Annotated in this window: 14 protein-coding genes; 4 read left to right on the plus strand and 10 right to left on the minus strand. The window is 55.5% G+C overall.

Annotation, left to right across the window (positions count from 1 at the left end; genetic code table 11):
* Positions 1–7 precede the first annotated feature (7 nt).
* Positions 8–268: a DUF2534 family protein gene (locus tag AC4IC4_RS15850; protein ID WP_008500962.1), complete on the minus strand. Its 261-nt coding sequence runs from the start codon at positions 266–268 to the stop codon at positions 8–10.
* Between the two features lie 209 nt (positions 269–477).
* Here AC4IC4_RS15850 and eco point away from each other — a divergent pair, with 209 nt between their 5' ends.
* Positions 478–981, plus strand: coding sequence for a serine protease inhibitor ecotin (gene eco / locus AC4IC4_RS15855; protein WP_032646584.1), 504 nt, complete (start codon positions 478–480; stop codon positions 979–981).
* 89 nt (positions 982–1,070) lie between these two features.
* Here the strand turns inward: eco and mqo are convergent, their stop codons facing one another.
* Entirely contained in the window at positions 1,071–2,720 is a 1,650-nt protein-coding gene (mqo, locus tag AC4IC4_RS15860) for a malate dehydrogenase (quinone) (RefSeq protein ID WP_032646585.1), read from the minus strand.
* Between the two features lie 186 nt (positions 2,721–2,906).
* On the opposite strand from mqo, the gene AC4IC4_RS15865 reads away from it, so the two are divergent.
* Positions 2,907–4,196 (plus strand): SulP family inorganic anion transporter, encoded by a 1,290-nt coding sequence (locus AC4IC4_RS15865; RefSeq protein WP_491471492.1) that lies wholly within the window; start codon positions 2,907–2,909, stop codon positions 4,194–4,196.
* On the opposite strand, the gene mgtE is transcribed toward AC4IC4_RS15865, so the two are convergent.
* The 6 genes from mgtE to AC4IC4_RS15895 all read right to left on the minus strand — a co-directional run bounded on the left by mgtE (position 4,159) and on the right by AC4IC4_RS15895 (position 11,526).
* Positions 4,159–5,595, minus strand: a complete 1,437-nt coding sequence (gene mgtE, locus AC4IC4_RS15870; RefSeq protein WP_021241530.1) for a magnesium transporter — start codon at positions 5,593–5,595, stop codon at positions 4,159–4,161. The two genes, AC4IC4_RS15865 and mgtE, sit on opposite strands and share 38 nt — an antisense overlap.
* A 148-nt stretch (positions 5,596–5,743) precedes the next feature.
* Entirely contained in the window at positions 5,744–7,387 is a 1,644-nt protein-coding gene (locus AC4IC4_RS15875) for a multidrug ABC transporter permease/ATP-binding protein (RefSeq protein WP_090420248.1), read from the minus strand.
* 69 nt (positions 7,388–7,456) lie between these two features.
* Positions 7,457–8,113 carry a DNA oxidative demethylase AlkB gene (gene alkB, locus AC4IC4_RS15880; RefSeq protein ID WP_032646588.1) on the minus strand — a complete coding sequence of 219 codons (657 nt, stop codon included), beginning with the start codon at positions 8,111–8,113 and terminating at the stop codon, positions 7,457–7,459.
* Positions 8,113–9,171, minus strand: coding sequence for a bifunctional DNA-binding transcriptional regulator/O6-methylguanine-DNA methyltransferase Ada (gene ada / locus AC4IC4_RS15885; RefSeq protein WP_491471493.1), 1,059 nt, complete (start codon positions 9,169–9,171; stop codon positions 8,113–8,115). The genes alkB and ada overlap by 1 nt, the downstream gene beginning before the upstream one ends.
* A 72-nt stretch (positions 9,172–9,243) precedes the next feature.
* Entirely contained in the window at positions 9,244–10,263 is a 1,020-nt protein-coding gene (apbE, locus tag AC4IC4_RS15890; protein ID WP_491472836.1) for an FAD:protein FMN transferase ApbE, read from the minus strand.
* 150 nt (positions 10,264–10,413) lie between these two features.
* The gene (locus AC4IC4_RS15895) at positions 10,414–11,526 is read right to left on the minus strand and encodes a porin OmpC (RefSeq protein WP_491471494.1); all 1,113 of its coding nucleotides are present in this window, start codon (positions 11,524–11,526) and stop codon (positions 10,414–10,416) included.
* A gap of 742 nt (positions 11,527–12,268) precedes the next feature.
* On the opposite strand from AC4IC4_RS15895, the gene rcsD reads away from it, so the two are divergent.
* Positions 12,269–14,941 (plus strand): phosphotransferase RcsD, encoded by a 2,673-nt coding sequence (gene rcsD, locus AC4IC4_RS15900; RefSeq protein WP_090419925.1) that lies wholly within the window; start codon positions 12,269–12,271, stop codon positions 14,939–14,941.
* Positions 14,942–14,957: 16 nt separating this feature from the next.
* Positions 14,958–15,608: a response regulator transcription factor RcsB gene (gene rcsB / locus AC4IC4_RS15905; protein WP_003859405.1), complete on the plus strand. Its 651-nt coding sequence runs from the start codon at positions 14,958–14,960 to the stop codon at positions 15,606–15,608.
* Between the two features lie 89 nt (positions 15,609–15,697).
* On the opposite strand, the gene rcsC is transcribed toward rcsB, so the two are convergent.
* Together rcsC and gyrA are read right to left on the minus strand one after the other, a co-directional pair.
* Positions 15,698–18,544 (minus strand): two-component system sensor histidine kinase RcsC, encoded by a 2,847-nt coding sequence (gene rcsC / locus AC4IC4_RS15910; RefSeq protein WP_491471495.1) that lies wholly within the window; start codon positions 18,542–18,544, stop codon positions 15,698–15,700.
* A 135-nt stretch (positions 18,545–18,679) separates the two neighbouring features.
* Positions 18,680–21,316 (minus strand): DNA topoisomerase (ATP-hydrolyzing) subunit A, encoded by a 2,637-nt coding sequence (gene gyrA, locus AC4IC4_RS15915; protein ID WP_024908202.1) that lies wholly within the window; start codon positions 21,314–21,316, stop codon positions 18,680–18,682.
* Positions 21,317–21,342: the final 26 nt, after the last annotated feature.

Raw genomic sequence — 21,342 nt, forward strand, 5'->3', positions numbered from 1 at the left:
TGAAGGCTTAGTGCTTCTCACGTCCGCCCAGGAAGAAAATGCCCAGCGGGATGGCCAGTAGAACAGTGAACACCAGACTGTAGACGAAGATCATCGCCGATTGCAGGACATACATGCTGGTTGTCCAGGCAGAGAGAGGAATGTTGTACTGTTCGATGACGCCAACAATGGTGGCCCGCCCCACGCATGCGGCAGCAATCATAAACACGACCAGCAGCGCCAGGAGGAACTTGCGGCCTTCAGGCGTTTTCAGTTTTGCTCGAACCATCTCTCTTCCCTTTTACAGATGAATAACATTATAGAGGATCTAAAATAACACAAACGCCTGCCGGACTCCACGCCAGTACAAACATCTACATAAATAGCAAATATGTGGTTTATTACGCTATTGATATTGAAAATGTAAGTAAATAACACCAATCATTCATAATTGATATGTTAACCTGTGCAGGATCGTTTTGACATAAAGGAATGACAATGAAAAACGCACCTAAATTTGCCATCGCACTCATCGCCGCCGCGTGTGTCAGCACCAGTGCTTTCGCCAGCGAAATACCTAAAGAGCAGCCGCTGGAAAAAGTCGCCCCGTATCCGAAAGCGGATAAAGGGATGAAGCGTCAGGTGATCCAGCTGCCGGCACAGCAGGATGAAGCGAATTTCAAAGTGGAGCTGTTAATTGGCAAGACGCTGGAAGTGGACTGCAACCAGCATCGCCTGGGCGGTCAGCTGGAAAGCAAAACCCTGGAAGGCTGGGGTTACGACTACTACGTCTTTGATAAAGTCACCTCGCCGGTCTCCACCATGATGGCCTGCCCGGATGGCAAGAAAGAGAAGAAATTTGTGACAGCGTATCTGGGCGACAATAGCCTGCTGCGCTACAACAGCAAGTTGCCGATCGTGGTCTATACGCCTGAAAACGTGGAAGTGAAGTATCGCGTGTGGAAGGCAGAAGAGACTGTCGGACAAGCGGTAGTACGTTAAAAGTCGGGTGGCGGCTTCGCCTAACCCGACCTACAAAACAACACCGAACATAGGCCGGGTAGGCGTCAGCGCCACCCGGCTTTTTTACCTTACAGCGCGATATCCGCAACCGGTTTGTTTTCCGGCTGAGGCTTCAGCTCCGCTTTTGGCGCAGCATCCGCAGCCTGCGGTTTGATGTACTGCAGCTGCAGTACGCGGCTGGTGTATTCCAGCTCCTGCTCCGTCGCGCTCACGTTGCCGTTCAGCTTCGTGCCATAGGATGGAATAATGGTTTTCAGCTTCGCCTGCCATTCCGGGCTGGCGACTTTATCTTTAAACACTTTTTCCATCAGGTGCAGCATGATTGGCGCAGCGGTAGACGCACCCGGTGACGCCCCCAGCAGCGCGGCGATGGTGCCATCTTTATCGCTTACCACTTCGGTACCCAGACGCAACACGCCACCCTCTTTCGGATCGCGCTTGATGATCTGTACGCGCTGACCCGCCTGCCACAGACGCCAGTCTTCTTTCTTCGCCTGCGGATAGTACTCTTTCAGCGCCTCGAAACGATCGTCGTCAGAGAGCATCACCTGGCTAATCAGGTATTTCACCAGGTCGAAGTTATCCAGCCCCACGTCCATCATCGGCTTGACGTTAGAGGTAGTGGTTGCGCTGAGCAGGTCCCACAGAGAACCGTTTTTCAGGAACTTCGTAGAGAAGGTCGCGAACGGCCCAAACAGCACCACGCGTTTGCCGTCAAGCATACGGGTATCGATGTGCGGAACGGACATCGGCGGTGCGCCAACAGAGGCCTGACCGTACACTTTTGCCAGATGACGGTTCACCACTTCCGGGTTATCGGACACCAGGAACTGACCGCCCACCGGGAAGCCCGCGTAGTCGTCAGCTTCCGGAATACCGGACTCCTGCAGCAGCTTCAGCGCCGCGCCGCCCGCACCGATAAAGACAAACTTCGCCTTGATAACGTGCTCGGCTTCGTTGTTTTTCAGATCGGCAACGGTCACGCTCCAGCTGTTATCCGCGTTGCGCTTGAAACCACGCACTTCAGTGCTGAGCTGCAGGTTGAAGTTCTCTTTTTTCTTCAGAGACGTCACCAGCTGACGGGTAATTTCACCGTAGTTAACGTCGGTACCAATTTCGGTACGGGTCGCCGCCACTTTCTGGTTCGGGTCACGACCTTCCATGACCAGCGGAGCCCACTCTTTAATCTGCGCGTGGTCTTCAGAGTATTTCATCCCGCGGAACAGCGTGCTCTGCTGCAGAGCGGCGTAGCGCGCGCGCAGGAAGTTGACGTTCTGCTCACCCCACACAAAGCTCATGTGCGGTACGGTGTTGATGAAGGAGTGCGGGTCGTGCATCACGCCGCTGTTGACCTGATGAGACCAGAACTGGCGAGAAACCTGGAATGCTTCGTTGATCTCTACCGCCTTCTCGATACTAATGGAACCGTCCTTTTTCTGCGGCGTATAGTTCAGTTCCATGAGTGCCGAATGGCCGGTACCGGCGTTGTTCCAGCCGTTCGAACTCTCCTGCGCCACGCCATCAAGGCGCTCGACCATGGTCATTGACCAGTCCGGCTGCAGTTCTTGCAGATAGGTTCCCAGCGTGGCGCTCATGATACCGCCACCAATTAAAAGGACGTCCGTTTCCTGCTCTTTTGGTGCGTCAGCTTTCGCCGCCATGGAGACGGTGTTAAGCCCTACGGCCAGAGAAAAGAGCATGGCAGTCATTTTTTTCATAATTTATGCCTTAGTGTAAAGTGCTTGATGCGTGGAAATTGCAGGTGAAAAAAGCTGCGGGGGCACGGTAACAACTTTTAAATATTGTTTAAAGGTTACGAAATTATTGTAATTGTGAAATTTAATGATGGATTGTTTGTGAGGAATTATCGATGCGTCTGGTAAAGCGCGGTTTTACTGGCTAGTATGTTGCGTTTTGTGATCGCGCGCACGGAAGCCTGCCCTAACCAGCGAACTGTTATGCCCTTACCCCATTCTGCTGTATCCCCCGAAGACCGCGTAGCCAACGTACTGCGTTCCCCTAAGCAGCTGACGCGTGAAACGCTGGCGGGCGTGATTACCGCCCTGGCGCTGATCCCCGAGGTCATCTCATTTTCGGTGGTGGCGGGCGTTGACCCGAAGGTCAGCCTGATCGCCTCCGTGGTGCTGTGTCTTGCCCTGTCCGTGCTGGGCGGTCGCCCGGCGATGGTCACGGCAGCGGCCGGTTCCGTAGCGCTGGTTATTGGGCCCATGGTGCATCAGCACGGCGTACAGTACATTCTTCCCGCCGTGCTGATGGCAGGCGTGATTCAGATTCTGTTTGGCGTGCTGGGCATGGCAAGGCTGATGCGCTTTATTCCCCAGTCGGTCATGACCGGGTTTGTTAACGCCCTCGGGATATTGATTTTCTTTGCGCAGGTTCCCCATTTCTGGAGCCGAAGCCCGCTGATTGTGGGCCTGTTCGTGCTGACGCTGCTGATCGTGCTGTGGGTGCCGCGCTATCTCAAAAGCATCCCTTCCCCGCTGATTGCGATTGTTGTGCTTACCGTGTTCACCGTTTCAACCGGTCAAATCCTGCCGACCGTGGGTGATGAAGGCTCCATGAGCGGCGGTTTACCGGGTCTTACCGAACTTCTGGTCCCCCTCAATGTACAGACGCTGAGCATTATCTGGCCGTGCGCGTTGAGCATCGCCTTTGTCGGCCTGCTGGAATCCCTGCTGACGGCAAAGCTGGTGGATGAGCTGACCGCAACGCCGTCGAGCAAGCGCCGTGAGAGCATCGGGCTGGGCGTGGGTAATATTCTGGCCGGATTTTACGGTGGTATTGCGGGCTGCGCGATGATTGGGCAAACCATCGTTAACGTGGAGATGGGAAAAGGCCGAAGCCGCATTTCAACCCTTGCAGCGGGCATTGTGCTGCTGATCCTGGTCACGGCACTCAGCGACGTGATGGCCAACATCCCGATGGCGGTGCTGGCGGGCATTATGGCGATCGTCGCCGTCAAAACCTTCAGCTGGCACAGCCTTCAGCCCGCCACGCTGAAAACGGCCCCGATCGCAGAAACGGTCGTCATGCTGGTCACCGTTGCCGCCACGGTATCAACCGGCAATCTGGCGATTGGCGTGCTGGGCGGGATTATCGTTATGGCGCTACTCCCCGCCCGCATTAAGCGTCGGCTTAAAGCAGAAAAATCGTCGCCAGCCCAAGAAAAATAAAGAAACCGCCGGTATCGGTGATGGCGGTGATCATCACGCTCGACCCCACCGCGGGGTCGCGCCCCAGTTTGGTCATCGTCAGCGGGATAATGACCCCCATCATCGATGCCACCAGCAGATTTAGCACCATCGCCAGCATCATCACCCCACCCAGCGCCATATCGTCATACAGCCACCAGGTAATGCCGCCCATAATACCGCCCCATACCAGGCCGTTGATCAGCGCCACGCCCATCTCTCTAAAGATCAGAAAGGCGAAGTTACCGGGCTGAATATTTTCCAGCGCCAGCGCGCGGACGATCATGGTGATGGTCTGGTTTCCGGTGTTGCCGCCGATTCCGGCCACAATCGGCATCAGCGAGGCCAGCGCCACCAGCTGCGAAATGGTGTGTTCAAAACCGTCAATCACCCGGGAGGCGATAAAGGCGGTACACAGGTTAATGGCCAGCCACGCCCAGCGGGTTTTCACCGCCTTGCCGACGGAGGCATGGACGTCATCTTCGGCGCTGATCCCCCCGAGCGCACGCAGATCGTTGTCGGTTTCTTCGTAGACCACATCAACGATCTCATCGATGGTCAGACGCCCCATCAGTTTGCCGACGGAGTCCACAACGGCGGCACTCACCAGGTCATCACGTTCGAAGGTACGCGCCGCTTTCTCCGCATCGTCTTCCGGGGAGAAGACCATCGGCTCGTTTTCCATCACCTCGCTCACCTTCCGCTGGGTGCTGTTGAGCAGGATGGTTTTCAGCTCCAGCTCGCCGAGCAGCGTTTTATCCCGGGAGGTGACAAACAGTTTATCGGTGTTGTCCGGCATTTTGCCCAGGCGACGCAGGTAGCGCTGCACGGTGCCGAGCGTCACGTCCGGGCGCACCGTGATAACGCCGAACTCCATGATCGCGCCGACGCTGTTTTTCTCATAGTGCATCACCTGACGCACGCGCGCGCGTTCATCGGCAGGCAGTGACGCCAGCAGGCGGCCGGTCAGGTTTCGCGGCAGGTGCTGAACGAGGTAAATCTGCTCGTCGATATCCAGGGTTTGCAGAGCGTCAAGAATATCCCGGTCGCTCATCTCGTCGATCAGGTCGTCCCAGACGTTTTCAGAGGCCTCGAGCAGCACCTGCCCGCGCTCGTGATCCTGCACCAGACGCCACAGGGCGTGACGTTCTTCCGAGGGAAGCGCTTCCAGGGTATCCGCCAGATCCGGTGGGGGTAAATGAGCAACCAGCGCACCTACCTCAGCAATATCGTCGGCCAGGGTGCCGACATCATATTGCTCAGCCAGGGTGAGTTTGCCTAATAGCGTAGAGGTGACCGCTTTATCGGTCGTGAGAAGCCAGATGAGTCGCGCACGTTCCTGGTCACGCTGTCTGGCGCTGTTTTTCTTTAATACCGACATCAATCATAAATCCATTAAATGAGTTGGGGTTAAGCATAGCGCGGGGATATGTAAATAAGAATAAACAACGGGGCGGGATGGAGAAAAAAGCGGCATTACGGCCACGATCTATCCCCTCTCCCTGTGGGAGAGGGTTAGGGTGAGGGCTTCAGGCCGTACGCGCCACCGCGTCACGCGAGGCTGCATCGCGCTCTTCACCGGTCAGCTCGCTCAGCCTGCCGTCGCGCATCTCCAGCAGGCGGTCAGCATGAATGAAGTAGTGATCGTCATGGCTGATGGCGAAAATGGTTTTGCCCATCTCCTGCATCAGCGGCAGCAGCACCTGATAAAACTCGCGGCGGAAGTGCGGGTCCTGATCCGCCGCCCACTCATCCAGCAGAATGATGTCACGCTCTTCCGCCAGCGCCAGCAGCAGCGCCACGCGCTTTTTCTGCCCTTTGGAAAGCTTCAGATTGAGGATCTTCCCGTCCTGTAACTCCAGCTTGTGCGACATCTGCAGCTGCGCCAGCCATTTTTCCACCAGCGCAGGATTGGCCTGCTGCCCTTCCGGACCCAGCAGCCGATCAAACAGCCAGACGTCGGTGAACACCGCCGAGAAAAGCTTGCGGTAATCCTCGGGTTTCTCCGCGCTCAGCGCTCTGCCATCCAGTAAAATCTCGCCCGACTGCGGCTGATAAAGCCCGGTGAGCAACATCGCCAGCGTCGATTTACCGCTGCCGTTGCCGCCAATCAGAAACAGCAGCTCGCCGCGGCGGATCGTCAGGTTAACCGGCCCCACGGAGAAGGCGCTGTCCTGATAGCGGAAGGTGACGTTACGCAGCTCCAGCGTCTGCCAGTTCGGGAAAGCCTGCGGGCGCGGAAATTCGGCCTTAAACGGCGCGAGATCGAATTTTTTGAGCTTATTAAAGGCCACCTGCGCACTCAGTAAGGTAGGCAACGCGCCGACCGCCGAGAGCAGCGGCGTGCGCAAAAACAGCAGCGTCAGCGAGTAGGTTGCCGCGACGTTGGTGTCCGCCCAGCCCAGGCTGTTCGCCATCCAGAATACCAGGCCAATGGCACCCAGCATCATGATGTTTGACCAGTTCACCGCACTCAGGTGGAAGGTATCGGCCCGAATAATGTGATGACGATATTCGCGCGCGTCCGGGATATAGAGATGGTTAAAGATATACTCGGCGCGCTCGCGGTTCAGGGTGAGCTCTTTGCGCCCTTCCAGTACCGTCTGGTAATCGTTATAGAGCTTATCTTCGGTTTCGCGCAGCACCGCCATATGTTTGTAGACGCGCGACACCAGCACAAAGCCGCCCCAGATGGTAATGGCAATCCACAGCGCGGTCACCGCCAGCATTTTGCTGGAGAGCCAGGCGAGATAGGCCGCCGAGCCAAAGGTCAGAATGATCCCCTGCACCAGCTCCGGCAGACGAACGAACGCGATGGTAATGGCGCGCACGTCGCTGGTCAGCCCCGCCAGCAGGGAAGCGCTGCCGAGCTGCTCAACGCGCTCTATCTGAGTGTCCAGGATCCGCTTGATAAACTCACTGCGCAAACGGAAAACGAAATGGTGCCCAAGCGCGGTCAGCGCAAGCTGGGAACCGAGCGTAACCGCCATCAACAGGAGCAGCAGACCGAGAAACTCCGGCAATACGGAGAGCGAGGTGTCGACCATTTCAATCAACCGCACGTTAATAAACGCGATCAGGCCAATACCCAGCGCGGCGCTGGCAAGGCTTAACGCCATTACGGCAATGAAGGGCCAGCGATACTGACGCCAGACAAGGAGAAGTAGTTGCATGCAGGCAATCCGGACAATAAAAATCAGCCAGCAGTGTAAACTGCCAGGCGCGTACATCAAGAATAATTCTTATTTTTGTTTACGCATCCCCGCCTGACGGAAGGTCAGGTTATAACGGTACTCGCCCGTGAGGGGATGGATCCCGGGTTTCAGCGGCTGAATGCCGTGATAATAAAGCCGAGATTCCCTGCCCCACACCACCACATCGCCATGTTCCAGCATGATGCGTTTGAGCGGATCGTTGCGGCGTAATCCCCCGAACTGGAAGACGGCGGGCAGACCTAACGATACCGAGACGATAGGCGCGCGCAGATCGGGTTCATCCTTGTCCTGATGCAGCGAGAGCTTCGCGCCAACGGCGTAGCGGTTGATCAGGCAGGCATCAGGGCGAAAGTCAGGATAATCCGCCGCCACGGCAGCCTCGTGGCAGAGAGCCTGAAAAACGGCAGGCATCGGGGGCCACGGCTGGCCGGTCGTGGGGTCGTGCGGGGCATACAGATAGCCCCGCTCGTTCGTCGCCCAGCCCAGTTCCCCGCAGTTGGCCATGGCCACCGACATGGTGTAGCCGCCCGGCGTCACCATATGGCGAAACGGCGAAACCGCCGTCACCTCGTCGATACCGGCAAGCAGCGCCGCCGCACGGGAGAGTGCAAAGCGGCGTAGGATCACCGCCCCCGGCGCAAGCGGCTCCTGCCAGGGTTCAGCATCCGCAAAAAGATCGAGCATTATCCCTCCTGGCGTTTCGCCTCACGTTTCAGTAATAGCGCTTTTCGCGCCGTCCCCCAGCGGTAGCCCGACAGCGCACCGTCGTTACGAACCACGCGATGACAGGGGATCACAATCGCCAGCGTGTTTGCCGCACAGGCGCCTGCTACGGCGCGTACCGCACTGGGTTGGCCAATCGCCTGCGCCACCTGCTGGTAACTTGCCGTTTCGCCGCTGGGAATGTTGCGAAGGGCCTGCCAGACGCGCTGCTGGAACGCGGTTCCGCGAATATCCAGCGGCAGTGCAAGCGGTATATCGCGGTTATCAATACTGGCAATCACCTGGTGGATCCGCTGCACAAAGGCGTCATCCAGCGGCGCGTGCGTAGCTTTTGGAAATTGCGTGGCAAGCTCTGCGGTTACTTCCGCATCGGTGTCACCCAGCAGAATCGCGCAGATCCCCCGCTCGCTTTCGGCGACCAGACAGCGTCCTAACGAACAGTCATCGATGGCATACCGCACGGCCACCTCTCCTTTACGGTACTGCTTCGCCGTCATGCCCAGCGCATCGTTGGCTTTACGATAATAGCTGCTGCTGTCAGGAAACCCCGCCGCCAGCACGGCGTCGGTAACTTTGTCTCCCTGTGCAAGCGCGGTGCGCAGGCGCTGGCCTCGCGCCGCCTGCTGCCAGGCTTTTGGCGTCATGCCGGTCACGGCCTTAAACAGACGGTGAAAATGGAAAGGACTCATGGCCACCTTCTGCGCCAACCCCTCCAGGGTTAGCGCAGGATCCTGCTCCAGAAGACGGCAGGCCTGTTCCACTTTCGCCAGCTTCTGCGCCTGCGGATCGCGTTTGTCCGGCATGCAGCGCTTGCACGGACGAAAGCCGGCCTGTACGGCATGATGGGCATCAGGATAAAAGCGGACATTTTTACGCAGCGCGTGGCGGGCACGGCATGACGGGCGGCAGAAAATACCCGTGGTCTGTACGGCGAAGACAAACTGATCGTCAGCGATCGGATCGCGGGCCAGCACGGCCTGCCAGCGATCCTCATCGGTAATAAAGGTTGAGTTTCTCATTATCGGCTCCTCTTACAAGCATACATAGAGCGTGCCTGAGTGCCACTGATAAAAAACCCGCAACCTTGCTTTTTAATTTTTGTCGCTGATCAGGAAACTGTTGAACTGCGGCGAGCTCCAGGTTTTGAACTCGTCGCCCTCTTTGGTGATCATATAAACCGCCAGCCCTTCCTGACGAACCACCTCTTTGGCTTTTTCCGGGCCGAGAACCATTAATCCGGTATCCCAGGCATCCGCTTCCAGCGCGGTGGGGGCAATGACCGTCACCGAGACCAGGTTATGCGTGATAGGACGCCCGGTCTGCGGATCGATAACGTGCGAAATACGCTTCCCCTCAAGCTCGTAATAGTTACGGTAGCTGCCGGAGGTACTGATGCCATGTCCGTTGATATCCACTATCGCCTGCACGGCATTTTGCCGATCGGTCGGCTTTTGAATCGCTACGCGCCACGGCTTATCGCTGGCGTTCATACCCCGGCTGACCAGCGCGCCGCCCACGGAGACCAGATAACGTGAAATACCTTCCTGAGCCATCAGCGCAGCAAGATGATCCGCCGCATAGCCTTCCCCGACCGTCGACAGATCGACAAACAGATCGGGGATATCCTTTTGCAGGTACTGTTGCCCGTACTGATTGATCACCGTCAGATGCTGTAACCCTGTCCGGGCGCGGGCGTCATCAATGGCCGCCTGTTCGGGCGTCTTCACCGGCTGTTTATTCGGGCCAAATCCCCAGAGGTTTACCAGCGGTCCGACGGTCACATCCATCGCGCCGTTGGTTTTATAACCCACGCGCATCGCCTCGGTCACGATATCGGCCATCGCCTCGCTCACTGGCCACAGGGAGGTGCTGGTTGAGAGGTTAAAGCGCATCAGCGCGGAGTCATTTTTATAGGTCGACAGCAGTTGATCGTCGGCGTCCAGCTGCGACTGGATTTTGCCGCGAAGTTCATCTGTGCGTGTTTTATCGAGGTTCATCACGCTGACGCGCCAGAAGGTCCCCATCGTTTTGCCTTCGAGCACCGTCGCGGCGGGTGCGTCGGTTTTCGCCACGGGTGTGGGATCGTTACACGCGGTCAGGAAAAAAAGCATAGCCAGAAAGCTGGCGCGTAAAAAAGTCATGTCCATTCATTATTATCCTCATGCCAGGGCGGCAAGAGTACACCAAAACGGATGAGTTGTGAGAATCAGAGAGGCACAAAAAAGGGGCCATCAGGCCCCTTACGTCACACGATGACGCGATTAGAACTGGTAAACCAGGCCCAGCGCGACGATATCGTCAGTACCGATACCCGCCTGACGGGTAAATTCATTTTCATCAACCAGGTTGATTTTGTAATCCACATAGGTGGACATGTTTTTGTTGAAGTAGTAGGTCGCACCCACATCAACATATTTCAGCAGATCCTGATCGCCGTAACCTTCGATGTCTTTGCCTTTAGACTGCAGGTAAGCCACGGATGGACGCAGACCGAAGTCGAACTGGTACTGAGCAACCACTTCGAAGTTCTGCGCTTTGTTAGCGAAGCCGTAAGCGGTAGTCGGGCTGCTGCCGTTAGAGGTACCGAAACGGGTTGCGTTATAGGTCTGAGAGTACTGCGCAGCCAGATAGATGTTGTTGGCATCGTATTTCAGGCCACCAGAATAGACTTCTGCGTGATCGCCATTACCGTATACGCCAGCTGCATTCTGGTCGGCGGTACGTTTGGAGGAGGACATCGCACCACCCACGCTGAAGCCTTCGCCCAGGTTATAGGTCACGGATGCACCGTAGCCGTCGCCGTTCTGTTTCAGCAGGCTGCGTCCACCGACGTTTTCACCGCTTACGCTGCCGTTTTTACCCTGATACTGCAGAGCAAAGTTCAGGCCGTCCACCAGACCAAAGAAGTCCTGGTTACGGTAGGTCGCGACGCCGTTAGCACGAGACTGCAGGAAGTTGTCAGCGCCGTAGGTATCGCCGCCAAATTCTGGCAGAACGTCAGTCCAGGAGGTTACGTCGTAGATCACACCGTAGTTACGACCGTAATCGAAAGAACCCGCCTCAGCGAATTTCAGACCCGCGAACGCCACACGCGTCCAGGCATCATTTTCGCTTTCGGAGGTGTTGCCCTGGATCTGGTATTCCCACTGGCCGTAACCGGTCAGCTGATCGTTAACCTGAGTTTCGCCTTTGAAGCCAAGACGCATGTAGGTCTTGTCGCCGTCGTTACCCTTGTCGTCAGAGAAATAGTGCAGACCATCAACTTTACCGTACAGATCTAATTTGTTGCCATCTTTGTTATAAATTTCGGCCGCATTTGCTGCGCCTGCCACCAGGAGTGCTGGTACCAGGAGGGACAGTACTTTAACTTTCATTTTATTAACCCTCTGTTATATGCCTTATAATTGCCACTGCTTACTGGTTAACCCTCATTAACCAGTCGGCAATTTCATTCTCCGCAAAATCACAGAATAATCCAATGCGAATATGATACGAAAACTTTGAAGATGTTTCATTTATCGATGAACATGTTTCAAAATGTAAATATCAAGGAACTTTTACAAAGCACAAATAGCTTAGAAATTTAGCATTTATAATCAAAAGAAAAATAACACACATAAAAATCAATAAGTTATAATAAAAATCGTTACAGCACTGAATGACAAAACAAGATCGCACCTAATCTCTAAAATATCTCTCGCTATCATCATTAACTTTATTTATTACCGTCATTCAGTTTTGAATGTCTGTTTATCCCTAATTGAGCCGGATGCTTCGCATTCGGTTTTTTTTTACCTTTCTTTACGTAACTTCTCATTTTTTGTGCTACCGCACCGAAACTGTAACGACTATTAACTAAATCTTCACCGCTATCCTTCGCTGGCGAAATATTGATGTAAAACTTAATTTCTTGTTAATTCGTGCTATTTGCTGGCTAAGCGCACTTATTATTTGTACGCGCACGGCGTGTTTGTACATGTTTAGTGCGTCACCTGCCGCCCATATTGTCCGTTGAAAAAGTCGCCTTTTCCCGGGCAGTGGCGCTGGAAATTCAGTTATTACCCTTTATACTGCCCTATCGCCACAGAGCATGACCATGACGGGTTAAAGATATCAATGAGTCAGACTGAAACTACCGCCCCGAGCAAATTTTCCCTCCTTCCCGGGAGCATCACCCGTTTCTTTCTTCTTTTGATCGTTGTGCTGTTAGTGACCATGGGGGTGATGGTACAAAGCGCGGTTAACGCCTGGCTGAAGGATAAGAGCTATCAGGTCGTCGATATCACCCATGCCGTGCATAAGCGCATCGATACCTGGCGCTACGCCACCTGGCAGATTTACGACAATATCGCGGCCGCCCCGGCCTCCTCGTCCGGAGATGGACTTCAGGAGACACGGCTTAAGCAGGATGTCTACTATCTCGAAAAACCGCAGCGTAAGACCGAGGCGCTTATTTTTGGCTCTCACGACAGCGCGACGCTTGAGATGACGCAGCGTATTTCGACCTATCTGGATACTCTCTGGGGTGCCGAAACGGTGCCATGGTCGATGTACTATCTGAACGGTCAGGACAACAGCATGATCCTGATCTCCACGCTGCCGTTAAAAGATCTCTCTTCCGGATTTAAAGAGACCACCGTGGGCAGCATCGTCGATTCCCGCCGGGCAGAGATGCTACAGCAGGCGAATGCCCTCGATGAACGTGAGAGCTTCTCTTCCCTGCGTCGTCTGGCCTGGCAAAACGGTCATTATTTTACCCTGCGCACCACGTTCAACCAGCCAGGACACCTGGCGACGGTGGTGGCCTTCGATTTACCGATTAATGATTTAATCCCGCCGGACATGCCGCTCGACAGCTTCCGTCTGGAGCCCGACAGCAGCACCCAGAACATGCGGGCGGCGTCTGACAAAGAGGCCGCAGAGAGCGTATCGATCTCCTTTAACGGCTCGAAAATCGAAATTGCCTCATCATTGAATTCAACCGGTATGCGTCTGGTGTGGCAGGTGCCGTTTGGCACGCTGTTGCTCGATACCCTGCAAAATATCCTGCTGCCTCTGCTGTTAAATATCGGTCTGCTGGCGCTGGCGCTGTTTGGCTACAGCACCTTCCGTTTCCAGTCGGGTCGTCAGAGCGACGCCTCTGCGGTTCCGGCCGGCACCAGCAATGAGCTGCGCGTATTGCGTGCATTGAATGAAGAGATTGTTTCCGTGCTGCCACTTGGGGTCTTAGTTCACGACCAGGAGGCGAATCGTACGGTGATGAGCAACAAAATTGCCGACCATCTGCTACCGCATCTTAACCTGCAGAACATCACCACCATGGCGGATCAGCATCAGGGAGTGATTCAGGCCACCATCAACAATGAACTGTACGAAATCCGTCAGTTCCGCAGCCAGGTGGCTCCCCGCACGCAAATCTTCATTATTCGCGACCAGGATCGCGAAGTGCTGGTCAATAAAAAGCTCAAGCAGGCACAAAGACTGTATGAGAAAAACCAGCAGGGGCGCGCCGCATTCATGCAGAACATTGGCGATGCCTTCAAGCAGCCGTTAAAAACGCTGGCGACCCAGGCAGCGGCGTTAAACACCGCTGAAAGCCACCAGCTTGCCTGCCAGGCCGATTCGCTGGTCAGAATGGTTGATGAGATCCAGCTGGCGAACATGCTGGAGAATGATTTCTGGAAGGGTACGCCAACCCTCTTCTCCATTCAGGAACTGATCGATGAAGTGGTGCCGGAAGTGCTGCCCGTCATTAAGCGCAAAGGGTTGCAGCTGCTGATCAATAACAATCTCCCTGCGAATGACGAACGCCACGGCGATCGTGAAGCGCTGCGGCGTATTCTGCTGATGATTATTCAGTACGCCGTGACCACCACGCAGATTGGCAAGATCACCCTCGAAGTTGGCACTGAGGAGTCAGCAGAAGACCGCCTGACGTTCCGCATCCTGGACACCGGGGAAGGCGTCACCACGAGTGAAATTGATAATCTGCACTTCCCGTTCCTGAATGACACGCAAAGCGATCGCTACGGCAAGGCCAATGCCCTGACCTTCTGGCTGTGCGATCAGCTGGCGCGTAAGCTCGGCGGCCATCTGAATATCAAAGCCCGTGAATCCCTCGGCACCCGTTATTCTCTGCACGTGAAAATGGCGGCCAATCCGCAGGAAGAAGATGAAGAACGTCTGCTGGATGATGTCGTGGTGATGGTCGATGTGACCTCGAACGAGATCCGCAATATTGTCGTTCGCCAGTTAGAAAACTGGGGTGCGGCCTGCATCACGCCGGATGAAAGACTTGCAAGTCAAGAATTTGATCTGTTTTTAACTGATAATCCGTCTAATCTTACTGCCTCCGGCTTGCTTTTAAGCGATGATGAGTCAGGCGTGCGGAAAATCGGCCCTGGCCAGCTGCGCGTCAACTTTAATATAAGCAATGCGATGCAGGAAGCTGTACTACAACTAATAGAAGAGCAGCTGGCGCAGGAAGAGATAGCGGAATCCCCGTTAGGCGGCAATGAAAATGCCGAGCTTCACGCCAGCGGATACTATTCACTCTTTGTTGATACAGTACCAGATGATGTTAAGCGGTTGTATACTGAGTCCGCTGCGAATGATTTTGCAGCGCTGGCACAGACAGCACACCGGCTTAAAGGGGTGTTTGCCATGCTTAATCTGGTTCCCGGCAAGCAGTTATGTGAAACGCTGGAACATCTAATTCGTGAGAAAGATGCCTCTGGCATTGAAAAATACATCAGCGACATTGACGCCTACGTCAAAAGCTTGCTGTAGCAAGGTAGCCTTATACATGAACAATATGAACGTAATTATTGCCGATGACCATCCGATTGTACTGTTCGGTATTCGCAAATCACTTGAACAGATCGAGTGGGTGAATGTAGTCGGTGAATTTGAAGACTCTACAGCACTGATCAATAACCTCCCAAAGCTTGATGCACACGTGCTCATTACCGATCTCTCCATGCCAGGAGACAAGTACGGTGATGGGATCACGCTCATCAAATATATTAAACGTCACTTCCCGGATATCTCGATCATTGTTCTGACCATGAACAACAACCCGGCGATCCTGAGCGCGGTACTGGATCTGGACATCGAAGGGATTGTGCTGAAACAGGGCGCACCGACCGATCTGCCAAAAGCGCTTGCTGCGCTGCAGAAAGGCAAGAAGTTCACGCCTGAGAGCGTCTCTCGTCTGCTGGAAAAAATCAGCGCGGGTGGCTACGGTGACAAACGCCTGTCGCCGAAGGAGAGTGAAGTTCTGCGCCTGTTCGCTGAAGGTTTCCTGGTGACCGAGATTGCCAAGAAGCTGAACCGCAGCATTAAAACCATCAGCAGCCAGAAGAAATCAGCGATGATGAAGCTTGGCGTGGACAACGATATTGCACTGCTGAACTATCTCTCCTCCGTTACGCTGAGCGCAACGGACAAGGATTGATCTCAACGGGTGTGCGGCCTGATGCCCTCACCCCGCCCCTCTCCCACCGGGAGAGGGTGAAAAGCTTAAAAGGCCCTTGCGGGCCTTTTTTATATTCTCGTTTTTCTCACGCGGTCCGCGTAAATCGACAATGTCTGTTTCAGCACGTCCAGCGTCACCGGTTTCGACAGACAGCTGTCCATGCCTGACTCCAGACAGCGCTGCTTCTCTTCCGCCAGCGCGTTCGCCGTTACGCCCACCACCGGCAGCGTCAGGCCAAGCTGTCGGATGCGCTGCGTCAGACGGTAGCCGTCCATGTTTGGCATGTTGACGTCGCTCAGCACGATATCAATATGATTCTTACTCAGCACGTTCAGCGCATCCACGCCGTCATTGGCGGTTTTGCACTGGTAGCCCAGCGATCCAAGCTGGTCAGCCAGCAGGCGGCGGTTAATCGGATGGTCATCCACCACCAGAATCATCATATCGTCATTCACTGACGCCAGAGACTCGGGTGACGGCAATCCGCCCGCGCCATCGCGCTCTTCCAGCTCCACTTTGTAGATGCGCGCCAGCAGGCTCAACAGCTCGTGCGGGGTTGCAACACTGTGTACCCATTCCCCAGGCGCACGCTCGACAGGAATGCCGATGTGGCGACGGCAGAAGAGCACCGAACCTCTCCCCTGCCACGGCTGTTCTGGCATCTCGTCGGCGATCAGCACATCGTCCACGTCCGGCGTTTGACCTTCATAGCGACACACCCTCACGCCGCTGTGGGTAAGCAGCGCCGTCAGGTAGTCATTCAGCGAGGCGTTATGCACCGCCAGCCAGCAGCGCTTATCGCTCAGCCCGTCTACCGTAGATTTTGCCGGATACTGCGCCGAATAGAGCGGAATGCGGATGGTGAACTGGCTGCCCATGCCGGGCTCGGTATCCACCGAGATATCACCGTCCATCATGCTGACGAGCTTCTCACAAATCGCCAGCCCCAGTCCGGTTCCCTGGAAGTTACGCTGCACGCCGGTACCGACCTGGAAGAACGGATCGAACAGACGAACCACTTCCTTCGCCGGGATGCCGACGCCCGTGTCGCGCACGCGAATGCTCAGGTAATCCCCCGCCCGGCAGACGTGCAGCACAATACAGCCGGTATCGGTGAATTTAATGGCGTTGCTGAGCAGGTTAGAGATGACCTGCTGCAGGCGCATCGGATCGCCGTGCAGCGTCAGTGGCACATCCGGCTCAATAAAGCAGTAGAGCCCCAGCTGTTTACGCACGACCAGTGGCAGATAGTTGGCGCTGATATGGTTCATGACCTCGCGCGGCGAGAACTCCCGCGGCTCGATTTTCAGCTGCTCAGACTCAATTTTAGAGAAGTCGAGAATATCGCTGATGATTTTCAGCAGCAGGCTGGAGGAGTTGTTCATCGCCGTCACCAGCCTGTCGACCCCTTTCGGCAGCTCTTTCGTCTGCAGCAGGTCGAGGTTACCGATGATCCCGTACAGCGGCGTTCGCAGCTCGTGGCTGACGGTGGCAAGGAACATGGATTTCGACTGGCTGGCCTGCTCTGCCGCCTGCGCCATCTCCTGCAAGGACTCTTCCATTTTCACGCGCGCGGAGACATCCACCAGCACGCAAATCGCCACGTTTTCATTGCGATAGCGGGAATGGACAAAGCTAATCTGCAGGTTGGTGTGCGTGCTGGTAAGCACGTCGACAAAGTTAACCTGCTGACCGCAGATAATTTGCGTCAGCCTCTGCCGGTCTTCATGCGTCAGCATGTTCAGGTAGTTATGCGCCAGCTCGTTACTCAGGATGTTGGTACCGTCCTGGGTACGCAGAATACAGATCCCCACCGGCGCCGAGGCGACAATCTTCCGGTTAAACTGCTCGTGTTCCTCCAGCCGCTGGGCGTCGCTCTCGGCGGGAATAAAGATTTTCCGCTCATACATGCGCGCCAGGGTGAACAGCGCTCCACCCGCGATCAGGTTCAGCAGAATGGCATTCATGATGAGAATGCGTATCCGCTCAAGCACCATGTCCACCGGCAGCGAATAGACGATACTCAGCGAGGAAGGCGGCAGGCTCTTCTTCAGCACCAGTTCGCGGAAACCCGAGGTATAGCCAAACCACGACCGCTCCTGCATCCAGTGCGGTTCGACGTTTAACCGGTTATCCGGTCCGGCAAGCGAGATCAGCTGATGACCGTTTTCATCCAGAATGGTCACGCCCATGGGCAGGCTGCCCGGGGTGAAGAAGTTTTCCATGCGAATGGTCTGCTCAATCCCCAGCAGCGCCTGCAGGCGATTGCCGAGATACACCGGCGTCAGAGCGTAGAAATAGCCCACGCCCGGACGCGGGCCCTGGCTCACCCAGAAGATGTTATTGCCGCGCTCGTCCTGCGGTGCATTGCGGTATTTGACAATACGTTCATGCAGGCTTTTCAGCGCATCGTCACGCTCAACGGGCACGTCGCGCAGGCCAAAGTCAGCCATGCAGAGATTCTCGCTGCCAATCAGGAAGACGCGGTTCAGGTCATAGGCGGCGGAGAAATTGTCGCGCCAGTAGCGCATAAACCAGGCGAGGGATTCCAGCGACCCGCGCCAGGAATTGCTCATGGTGGAGCAATCGGAGTCCGGGAACAGCGGCTGGAAGTCCGGAACTTCGGTTTTGTCATCACGCCCGCGAAGCGCAAGGATGCCGTTTTCCGCCGTCAGACGATTTTCGGCAATATACTTCAGCTCCTTCATCACGTCAGACGTTCGCTGAATGTAACGCTGGGCCTGGTCGGAGCTTAAGTTAAACTCCTGGCGGATCTCCGCTTCTTTCTGGTGCAGCGCGTTAACGATGTAAAACACCGAGAACAGGGCCACCAGCAGCCAAAGCAAGAGCGCCAGCGCCCGAAACAGATAGCGAGAGACTTTCAGCGTAGTACGAAAGGAGACGAGGTATTTCAAGGGGGCGAGGCTCCGCCGTCGGGGTCAAAAGAATGTGGTTAAGGTAGCGGTAAACGCGCCAGGTCGCAACGTTGACTTATCTGCTTGTGCAAAAGAAAAGGGCCGGAATCCGGCCCTTTTTTGCATCAGAAGACATTACTCGTCAGCGTCATCCGCTGCGTCATCGTCAGTGTCGACTTCCGGCGCGATATCATCATCGCCTTCCGCAACGCTACCGTCGATGGAATCGAGCTCTTCATCATCCACCGGCTCAGCAACACGCTGCAGACCCACCACGTTCTCATCTTCCGCTGTACGGATGAGGATTACGCCCTGGGTATTACGCCCTACCACGCTGATCTCAGACACGCGGGTACGCACCAGCGTACCGGCATCGGTGATCATCATGATCTGGTCCGCATCGTCCACCTGCACCGCGCCCACAACGGAACCGTTGCGCTCGGTAACTTTGATAGAGATAACGCCCTGCGTGCCGCGAGACTTGGTCGGGTATTCCCCTTCCGCCGTACGTTTACCGTAACCATTCTGCGTGACGGTCAGGATAGCCCCTTCACCGCGCGGAATAATCAGAGAAACCACGCTGTCTTCGCCAGCCAGCTTGATACCACGCACGCCCGTCGCGGTACGACCCATCGCACGGACGGCGTTCTCTTTAAAGCGCACCACTTTACCGGCCGCAGAGAACAGCATCACTTCATCAGAACCGGAGGTCAGATCCACACCGATCAGCTCGTCGCCTTCGTTCAGGTTCACGGCGATAATACCGGCAGAACGCGGACGACTGAACTCGGTCAGCGCGGTTTTCTTCACGGTGCCGCTGGCGGTCGCCATAAAGACGTTCACGCCCTCTTCGTACTCGCGTACCGGCAGGATGGCGGTGATACGTTCGTCCGCTTCCAGCGGCAGCAGGTTAACGATTGGACGACCACGTGCGCCACGGCTCGCTTCCGGCAGCTGATAGACTTTCATCCAGTACAGACGACCGCGGCTGGAGAAGCAGAGGATCGTGTCATGGGTGTTCGCCACCAGCAGGCGGTCAATAAAGTCTTCTTCTTTAATACGTGCCGCAGACTTGCCTTTACCGCCACGACGCTGTGCTTCGTAGTCGGTCAGCGGCTGATACTTCACATAGCCCTGGTGAGACAGGGTGACCACCACGTCTTCGCGGTTGATCAGATCTTCAATGTTGATATCAGAGCTGTTCGCGGTGATTTCGGTGCGGCGCTCGTCGCCGAACTGATCGCGGACCAGTTCCAGCTCTTCACGGATCACTTCCATCAGACGCTCTGCGCTGCCCAGAATGTGCAGCAGCTCAGCAATCTGTTCCAGCAGCTCTTTGTATTCGTCGAGCAGTTTTTCATGCTCAAGGCCGGTCAGTTTCTGCAGACGCAGATCCAGAATCGCCTGGGCCTGCTGTTCAGTCAGGTAATACTGACCGTCACGCACGCCGAATTCAGGTTCCAGCCACTCAGGACGCGCTGCGTCATCGCCCGCACGTTCCAGCATCGCGGCGACGTTACCCAGATCCCACGGACGGGAAATCAGGGCAGCTTTCGCTTCCGCCGGGGTTGGCGCACGACGGATCAGTTCGATGATCGGATCGATGTTGGCCAGCGCAACCGCCAGCGCTTCAAGGATGTGCGCACGGTCGCGCGCTTTGCGCAGTTCGAAGATGGTACGGCGGGTCACCACTTCACGGCGGTGACGCACGAACGCGCTCAGGATCTCTTTCAGGTTCATGATCTTCGGCTGACCATGGTGCAGTGCAACCATGTTGATACCGAAGGAGACCTGAAGCTGAGTCTGGGAGTACAGGTTGTTCAGCACAACCTCACCCACCGCGTCGCGTTTAATCTCAATCACGATGCGCATACCGTCTTTGTCAGACTCGTCACGCAGCGCGCTGATGCCTTCAACGCGTTTTTCTTTTACCAGCTCGGCGATTTTTTCAATCAGACGCGCTTTGTTCACCTGATACGGGATCTCGTGAACAATGATGGTTTCACGGCCGGTTTTAGCGTCCGCTTCCACTTCGGCGCGGGCACGGATGTAAATCTTGCCGCGACCGGTGCGGTACGCTTCTTCAATACCACGACGACCGTTGATGATCGCCGCCGTCGGGAAGTCCGGGCCCGGGATGTGTTCCATCAGCCCTTCAATGCTGATGTCTTCATCGTCGATATAGGCCAGGCAGCCGTTGATCACCTCGGTGATATTGTGCGGCGGAATGTTGGTTGCCATACCGACCGCGATACCGGACGAACCGTTAACCAACAGGTTCGGGATCTTGGTGGGCATCACATCTGGGATGCGCTCGGTGCCGTCGTAGTTATCGACGAAATCAACGGTCTCTTTTTCCAGGTCGGCCATCAGCTCATGAGCGATTTTCGACATACGGATTTCCGTATAACGCATCGCCGCAGCGGAGTCGCCGTCGACTGAACCAAAGTTACCCTGGCCATCTACCAGCATGTAGCGCAAGGAGAATGGCTGCGCCATACGAACGATGGTGTCATAAACGGCGGTATCACCATGCGGGTGATATTTACCGATGACGTCACCGACGACGCGGGCAGATTTTTTATAGGCTTTATTCCAGTCATTGCCCAATACGTTCATGGCGTATAGTACGCGACGGTGTACCGGCTTAAGGCCATCGCGGACGTCCGGCAGCGCACGGCCAACAATGACCGACATCGCATAGTCCAGATAGGAGCTCTTCAGCTCTTCCTCGATGTTAACCGGTGTAATTTCTCTCGCAAGGTCGCTCATCTAACCGCTATCCCTCTACTGTATCC

This window comes from Enterobacter sp. Taxon_2 (assembly GCF_058355295.1).